At 73.3% G+C, this 6919-nt stretch carries 6 protein-coding genes; 3 read left to right on the top strand and 3 right to left on the bottom strand.

Features of this window, described 5'->3' with window-relative positions; all coding sequences use genetic code 11:
* Positions 1-77 precede the first annotated feature (77 nt).
* Entirely contained in the window at positions 78-1265 is a 1188-nt protein-coding gene (locus tag AR3_RS28165) for a pyroglutamyl-peptidase I (protein ID WP_106259283.1), read from the top strand.
* Here AR3_RS28165 and AR3_RS28160 read toward each other — a convergent pair.
* Positions 1262-2038: a cutinase family protein gene (locus tag AR3_RS28160; RefSeq protein WP_067918556.1), complete on the bottom strand. Its 777-nt coding sequence runs from the start codon at positions 2036-2038 to the stop codon at positions 1262-1264. The two genes, AR3_RS28165 and AR3_RS28160, sit on opposite strands and share 4 nt — an antisense overlap.
* Positions 2039-2276: 238 nt before the next feature.
* Here AR3_RS28160 and AR3_RS28155 point away from each other — a divergent pair, with 238 nt between their 5' ends.
* Both AR3_RS28155 and AR3_RS28150 read left to right on the top strand, forming a co-directional pair.
* A complete protein-coding gene (locus tag AR3_RS28155; protein ID WP_067918554.1) occupies positions 2277-3614 on the top strand; it encodes a lipase/acyltransferase domain-containing protein in 1338 nt (445 codons plus the stop codon).
* Positions 3615-3911: 297 nt separating this feature from the next.
* Positions 3912-4574, top strand: a complete 663-nt coding sequence (locus AR3_RS28150) for a cutinase family protein (protein WP_067918552.1) — start codon at positions 3912-3914, stop codon at positions 4572-4574.
* Here AR3_RS28150 and AR3_RS28145 read toward each other — a convergent pair.
* Positions 4571-5920 carry a PucR family transcriptional regulator gene (locus AR3_RS28145; protein ID WP_067918550.1) on the bottom strand — a complete coding sequence of 450 codons (1350 nt, stop codon included), beginning with the start codon at positions 5918-5920 and terminating at the stop codon, positions 4571-4573. The genes AR3_RS28150 and AR3_RS28145 overlap by 4 nt on opposite strands.
* Before the next feature lie 30 nt (positions 5921-5950).
* Positions 5951-6919, bottom strand: a 969-nt coding sequence (locus AR3_RS28140) for an alpha/beta hydrolase (protein WP_067918548.1), incomplete at its 5' end; no start/stop codon positions are given.

The raw sequence follows: 6919 nt of genomic DNA, 5'->3' as shown, positions 1-6919 counted from the left end.
GCGTTCGTCAGATTCCACCGTTGCCGGTGCCGCCGGGCGGTCCGGACAATGCCGTCGATCTTCAAGGAGGGGGCGGTATGCGAGCGGCGTGGGTGCCGGCGGTGATCGTCGCGGCGGTGACGTGGGTCGGGGGCGTCCCCGCGCACGGCGCGACGGCGACGGTCGAGGAGCAGCGGCTCGACAGGCCCGTTCCGCGGGAGATCCTGCGGTTGAGCGGGTTCGACGAGGTCACGGCCCGATTCGCCGACGCCCTGCGCGGCGTCCGCTCCCGCGACGCCGCGGAGCGGGTCGTCGCCCGGCACGGGGAGCGGCTGTGGCGCCGCGCGGTCGACCGGGCGCAGGGGCGCGGCCCCGCCGACGGCCTCAGCCGCGAGGACGACCGGCCGCTGTACTGGGCGCGGCTCGGCATGACGCGGGCGCTGCGCGAGTGGCGGCCGCCCTTCCCGCTCTCGGACGCGGCGAGGAACCGGCTGATCGAACGGCTCGAGGTCGCCTCCCGGGGCGAGGACTCGATCCGCTTCCCGGCGGGCGTGCGGAAGATCCTCGTGACGGGGTTCGACCCCTTCACGCTCGACCGGGACGTGCGCATCGGCAATCCGTCGGGGGCCTCCGCGCTCGCGCTGGACGGCACGTGGATCACGACCGCGGCCGGGCCCGCGCGGATCGAGGCGGCGGTGTTCCCGGTGCGGTGGCGGGACTTCACCGACGGCACCCTCGAGCGGACGCTGCGGCCGCACCTGCCGCACGTCGACATGTTCACCACCGTCAGCCAGGGGCGGGTCGGACGCTTCGACGTCGAGCGCTACAACGGCGCGTGGCGCGGCGGGGCGTTGGACAACGAGAACGTGTCCAGGCTGGAGACCATCCCCGTCCACGGCCCGCAGCCGCAGTGGACCGTCACGACGCTGCCGTACAAGGACATCGTCGCCGCGCCGACGGGACGCTTCCCCGTCTACGACAACACGCAGGTGACGGAGATCCCGGCCGGCGGCACCGAACCGGTCGTCCGGCCGGACGGCCCCACCGAGGGATCGACCGCGCGGGCCGGAGGCGGCGGCGACTACCTGTCCAACGAGATCGCCTACCGCGCCACGCTGCTGCGCGACCGGCTCGGCCTCGACATCCCCGGCGGGCACCTGCACACGCCCGTGCTGGAGTTCGGGCAGAGCGAGGCCGTGACCGATCCGCAGTTCGAGCAGAACAGGCGCGACATCATCGCCCAGGTGCGCGCCGTCATCCGCGTGGCGGCCGACGCGTCCTTCTAGTGCATCGCCGGTGACGCGCTCCCGCTCTGGCGGGGCGCGCCGCCCTGCAGCTTGGAGACGGCGAAGGCCACGCCTTGGGACGGCATGCCGTTGACGAAGTACTCCAAGTGCGCGATGAAATCGCCGGTGCCCTGGCAGACGAAGTCGTTCTTGACGCAGTAGTCCTGGATGCGGGACGCGTACGCGCTCAGCGCGCCCGCGGGCCGCGGCGGCGGGTTGCCGGACTCCTTGCCCGGTTCGAACGTGCCGACGTTGTACGGCTCGCCCGCCTTGAAGCGGATGTCGCCGAACAGCACGATGGCGGCGATCCGGCTGCTCGCCGCGGCGCTGACGGTGCCCTTGTCCCGTCCCCAGATCCGGGCGGACGGGGCGGCGAGCGCGTCGCCGACGACTCCGGCGCCCTGCGAGTAGCCCAGCAGGACGTACCGCTGGTCCGGGCACCGCGCGGCCTCGGCGTTGAGCGTGCTGATCAGGTTGCCCACGCCCACGGGGGCGCTGTCGTCGAACGGGGTCTGCGCGGGATAGGCCAGCTCGGTGTACGTGCCCTGCGGGAAGCGCTGGAGGATCTGGTCGCCCATCGGCTTCAGCAGCCAGCTGCCGTCCTGCGGCTCCCAGGTGCCGCGCGCGGAGATGACGCTGACCGTCGCGCAGTCGGCCGCCGCGGCGGCGGAGGCACCGACGGGGGACGGGCCGGTGACGCCGGCGGCGACCAGCGCGGTCGCGGCGGCGCCTTGCGCGATCCGCCGGACGCGGCGGGTGGCGGGGTACCGCATCGTTCGCACTCCTTCCTGCCGGGGTGGGGGGACGCCCCGAGTGTCCAGAAGGCCCGATCGGTGCGATACGCACTCGGCTGAGCGATTCGCGGCCGGAAGTCGTGCGGTCCGCTGATAGGCGAAGCGGTTCGACGTTCGTACGGTGCGGGGCGCAGGAACGCCCGGTCGTCGCCACGCCCGGGCGTCACTCGGCGCAACGCCGTTGCGTCCGCTCCCGACCGATCGGAGGAACGCCCCCATGAATCGCGTCCGAACGCTGCTGGGGCTGCTGGCGGCGCTGGTGCTGCTCGCCGGTGTCGTCCCGCCGGCCGCCGCGGCCGCCCCGGGCGGCGCGCCGGCGCCGAAGGCCGCGCCGCTCCCGATGATCTTCGTGCACGGGTTCTTCGGCTCCGGCAGCCAGTTCCAGACCCAGGCCAAGCGGTTCGCCTCGAACGGCTACCCGGCGGACCGCATCGAGGTCCAGGAGTACGACTCGACCTTCCTCAACAACACCATCGACCAGATCTACGAGGCGCTCGACCGGCGCATCGCGCGGCTGAAGGCGTCCACCGGCGCCGCCAAGGTGGACCTGCTCGGCCACTCCATGGGCACCGCGATCCTGCAGGGCTACCTGAACAGCTCGGCGTCGCGGGCGGCCGACGTCGCGCACTACGTCAACATCGACGGCGCCACCGCGTCCGCCCCGCCCGGCGGCGTGCCCACCCTGGCGATCTGGGGCGAGGGCAACGAAAGCCGGTCCGTCACCGGCGCGACGAACGTGTACCAGCCGAACGAGTCGCACGTGGAGACCGTCTCGTCGGTCGCCACCTTCAGAGCCGTCTACCGCTTCTTCACCGGCTCGGAGCCGCAGACCGTCGACGTCGTCCCGCAGCCCGGAACGATCCGGCTCGCCGGGCGGGTCGTGTCGTTCCCCTACAACCTCGGCTACGACAACGCCCGGCTCCAGGTGTACGCGCTCGACGCCGCCACCGGACGGCGCACCGGCCCGCCCGTCGCCTCCTTCGCCATCTCCGGCGACGGCTCGTTCGGTCCGTTCGACGCCGACGGGACGACGCGCTACGAGTTCCTTCTGTCCCGAACCGACAGCGCCCAGGTGCACCACTACTACTTCCAGCCGTTCCGCCGCACCGACCTGGGCATCCGGCTGCTCACGTCCGAGCCGGGCAGCCTGGTGGATGGGCTCGTGGAACGCAACCGGCGGCACGTGGCGCTGCTCGCCTACCGGAACAAGGAGTGGTGGGGCGACCAGGGCGCCGCCGGCGACACCCTCACCATCAACGGCACCAGCGTGCTGAACGCGACGACGGCGCCGCGCAGCAAGCGCGCGATCGGCCTGTTCGCCTACGACTGGCACTCCGACCGCCGCACCGACACGCAGGCGTCGATCGGGCTGTTCCCCCTCGTGCCGTTCATGAGCGGCGTGGACATCTTCATGCCCGCGTCCGCCCAGGGCACGGGCAGCGTGACGCTGGAGACCAGGCAGCGCGGCGGCGACGGCCGGACCGACCGCATCGTGATCCCGAACTGGCCGTCGGACACCCACACCGTCACCGTGCACTTCGACGACTTCACCTGATCCACGGCGCATTACGGAATGCCCGCCGCCCGCACCCGGGGCGGCGGGCATTCCGTTGTCCGGGGCATGCCGCCGCCGGCGTGGAATCAATTCCCTCTCGTATTCCGTCGCATCTGCCTCTTCAAAGCGCCCGTCGGCGGGCGAAACCGCGCCTGATCAGCACTCATCCAGGTGAGCGGGTGCGACCTCGCTTTTTATCAGCGGCGCCATTTCCGGGGGCCGCGTGCAAGCCGATCATCCTTGCACATCCCGCGACCGAAGAAAGGTCGCGCGAATGCCACCCCGGAAAGGAGTCCGATGCGTCTCCCCTCAATCCCCGCCCGCCGAATCACCGCCAAGGCCGTCGCGGTGACGGCCCTCGCCGCCGGAGCCGCCGTCGCGCTCCAGCCCGCCGCCCCCGCCTCGGCCGCCTGCGCCGACGTCGACGTGGTCGTCGCCCGCGGCACCGGCGAGCCCGGCACCCTCGGGCTGATCGTCGGCGACCCCGTGTACGCGGCGCTGCAGCGCAGGATCGCGTTCCGCTCGCTCAAGGCGTACGCGGTGGACTACCCGGCGAGCCTCCTGCCGGGCTCGGCCTCCCAGGGCAACACCGACCTGGTCGACCACGTCACCGCCGAGGCCCGGTCCTGCCCGAACCAGAAGTTCGTCCTCGTCGGGTACTCGCAGGGCGCCAACGTGGTCGACAACTCCATCGGCGTCAGCAGCGACGGCGCCCTGGTCGGCGGCCCCATCACCAAGACCATCCCCGCCTCCGTCGAGCCGCGGGTGGCCGCCGTCCTGCTGTTCGGCAACCCGATCCGGGCCATCGGCCGCCGGGTCACCGGCACGTACGCGAGCCGCACGCTGGACATCTGCGCCGACGGCGACCCCATCTGCGGCGGCGGGGCCAACATCCTCGCCCACCTGAGCTACGGCAACTACGCCGACCAGGCCGCCCGGTTCGCGGCGGACAGGGTCTAACCGCGGGCGCTCGCGCCCGGGCCGCGGTTCGGCGCGGCCTCCGCGGCCCGGGCCAGCCGCACCGACTCCAGGGCCAGGACGATCTCCGCCGCCTCCCGCGGATGCCCCAGCCTGCGCCCGGTCAGCCGCTCGACCCGCCGGATGCGTCCCAGCACGGTGTTGCGGTGGCAGAACAGCCGCCGCGCCGCCCGCGCCGTCGATCCGCCGCAGTCCAGCCACACCGCGACCGTCTCCAGGAGCGTGTCGCGTTCGGCCGGGTCCAGGTCGAGCAGCGGGCCGACGACGACGTCCCGCAGGTGCCGGGCGAGGTCGGGCTGCGCCGCCACCAACGCCGCCGGGAGGCACTCGTCCAGCCGCACGATCCCCCCGCCGTCACCGGGTCCGCCGGCGGCGTGCGGTTCCGGCGGACGATCGTCACCGCCGTGCGTGCTCGCCGGCCGGTGACGGCCCGCCGCCTCCCGTTGACCGAGCCGTGCCCGACCAGCGCGCCGGACGGGCGGGACCGCGCAGCGCAGGGCGAGGTCGGCCAGGCGGCGGGCCGTGGCAAGGGCGTCGACACCCTCCACCGGCAGCCCGATGCCCGCCGGGCCGTGGATCAGCGGGCTCAGTCGCGCGGTCAGCGCCGCCAGGTCCGCGGCGCCCAGATGCGCGACGCCGAGGACGACGTCGGAGCGGGGACGCCAGATCAGCCGCACGTCGCCGGCCCTGTCGGGCGGCGGAGCGGGCACGGGCGCGCGGACCGCGAGGACCGCGTAGCGGCCGGACCGGGGCAGGTCGAGCCGTGCCGCGGCGCGGGCGAGCCGCTCCGGAGGCACCGGGCGCCCGTCCAGCAGGTCGTCCAGAACGCCGAGGGCCCGTTCCAGTTCGCCGTCGCGCAGGTCGCGCTGGGCCTGGCGGTACGCCTCGGTGACCGACAGGGACAGCTGGTCGACCATCGACATGGTGCGTCGCGCGCCCGTCACCAGCAGCGGCAGATCCTCCGGATGCCGGGCGGTGATGACGTCGACCATGCTCTCCCACAGCAGCGTCCCCGCCAGCCGGTAGGTGCGCAGCGCGGTCTCCAGGGGGATGCGTCGCTCGGCGTACCGGCGGCCGACCTGGCGGGCGAACGGCATGTCGGGACGTTCCCGGCCGACGCTCGCCACGGCCTCCAGCACGGCGCGCAGCCCTGTCTGCGCGGACGCCCGGAACGCGGGGCTGCTCACCAGCCGCAGCTCGTCGGGGCGGGCGCCGTCGCGCAGGCACGCGATCAGCCGGTCCGTCAGCTCGGGGATCCGCCGCATGAGCTCCCGTACGGCGTCCTGGATGACGGTGTGCTCATGCGCACGGGTCGGTGTCAGCGTCATGAACGTGTTCGCGGGAGGTCTGCGCGGGGCCTACCCATCGGTGGCGACGCCCAGGGCGGCCATCATCAGCGGCCAGTAGCGGTGCATCTCCTGCTCCCAGGACTTCCAGTCGTGCCAGCCGTTGAGGTAGATGTGCGCGGTCACCGGGATGCCCAGCGCGCGCAGGCGGGCGACGAAGTCCCGTGTGGTGTCGCCGGCGGCCACTTCCTGGGGGTGCACGACGAACTGCTCACCGGGGGCCGGGTCGTCGTACTCGCCGGGCAGACCGGTGGTGCCGGACGACACGTACAGCCCAGTGCCGCGCAGGTTGGGGGCGAGTTCGTAGGGGTCGTGCGCCCGCCAGTTGTCGGCGTTGAGCACGGGTGAGCCCCACACGCGGAGCGGGTCGCCGGTGTCGGTGAAGAACGCCTGGGTGAACATGACCAGCGTCGGAATGCCCGGCTTGGTCATGTGCTGGATGCCGCTCGACGCCGCCGCGTACCGGAACATGCCGGGATGACGCGCCGCGTAGGTCGTCGCGCCCGTCGCACCGGACGAGATGCCCATCGCGGCGCGGGTCGTCCCGGCCCGGTAGTTGCGCTCCATGAGCTGGAGCACCTCCACGGTGTGGAAGGTCTCCCATTTCGGCGTGCCGCCCATGCCGTAGTTCCACCAGTCGGTGAACGCCCCGTTGCCGCACTCGGGCATCACCACCATCACGTCGTGGCGCGCCGACACCTCCTCGATGTCGGTGCTGCGTGTCCAGGACACGTACGTGTCGCGTCCGCCGTGGTAGGCGTAGACGACGGGCCACGTGCGCGCGGCGTCCCGCGACCAGCCGTGCGGGACGAGAACCCGCACCTTGACCGACTGGCCGAGCGCGGGCGACGACACGGTCAGGTCGTAGGTGCGTTCGTCCAGCCGCTCCTCGGCGGTGACGGCGGCGCCGTCGTCCGCCGGGACGAACGCGGGCGCGGCGGCGGGGGCGGACTCGGGCGCCGGGGCGGCGCCGGCCGGGAC

It is taken from the genome of Actinomadura rubrobrunea NBRC 15275 (assembly GCF_001552235.1).
Lineage (GTDB): Bacteria > Actinomycetota > Actinomycetes > Streptosporangiales > Streptosporangiaceae > Spirillospora > Spirillospora viridilutea.
The sequence above is the reverse complement of the archived record's forward strand: the minus strand, read 5'-3'. Positions and strand labels throughout refer to the sequence as shown.

Bases quoted from the DNA above. Each gene is read 5' to 3' on its own strand.
- AR3_RS28165 (WP_106259283.1), top strand. From the start codon at position 78: ATGCGAGCGGCGTGGGTGCCGGCGGTGATCGTCGCGGCGGTGACGTGG.
- AR3_RS28160 (WP_067918556.1), bottom strand. From the start codon at position 2,038: ATGCGGTACCCCGCCACCCGCCGCGTCCGGCGGATCGCGCAAGGCGCC.
- AR3_RS28155 (WP_067918554.1), top strand. From the start codon at position 2,277: ATGAATCGCGTCCGAACGCTGCTGGGGCTGCTGGCGGCGCTGGTGCTG.
- AR3_RS28150 (WP_067918552.1), top strand. From the start codon at position 3,912: ATGCGTCTCCCCTCAATCCCCGCCCGCCGAATCACCGCCAAGGCCGTC.
- AR3_RS28145 (WP_067918550.1), bottom strand. From the start codon at position 5,920: ATGACGCTGACACCGACCCGTGCGCATGAGCACACCGTCATCCAGGAC.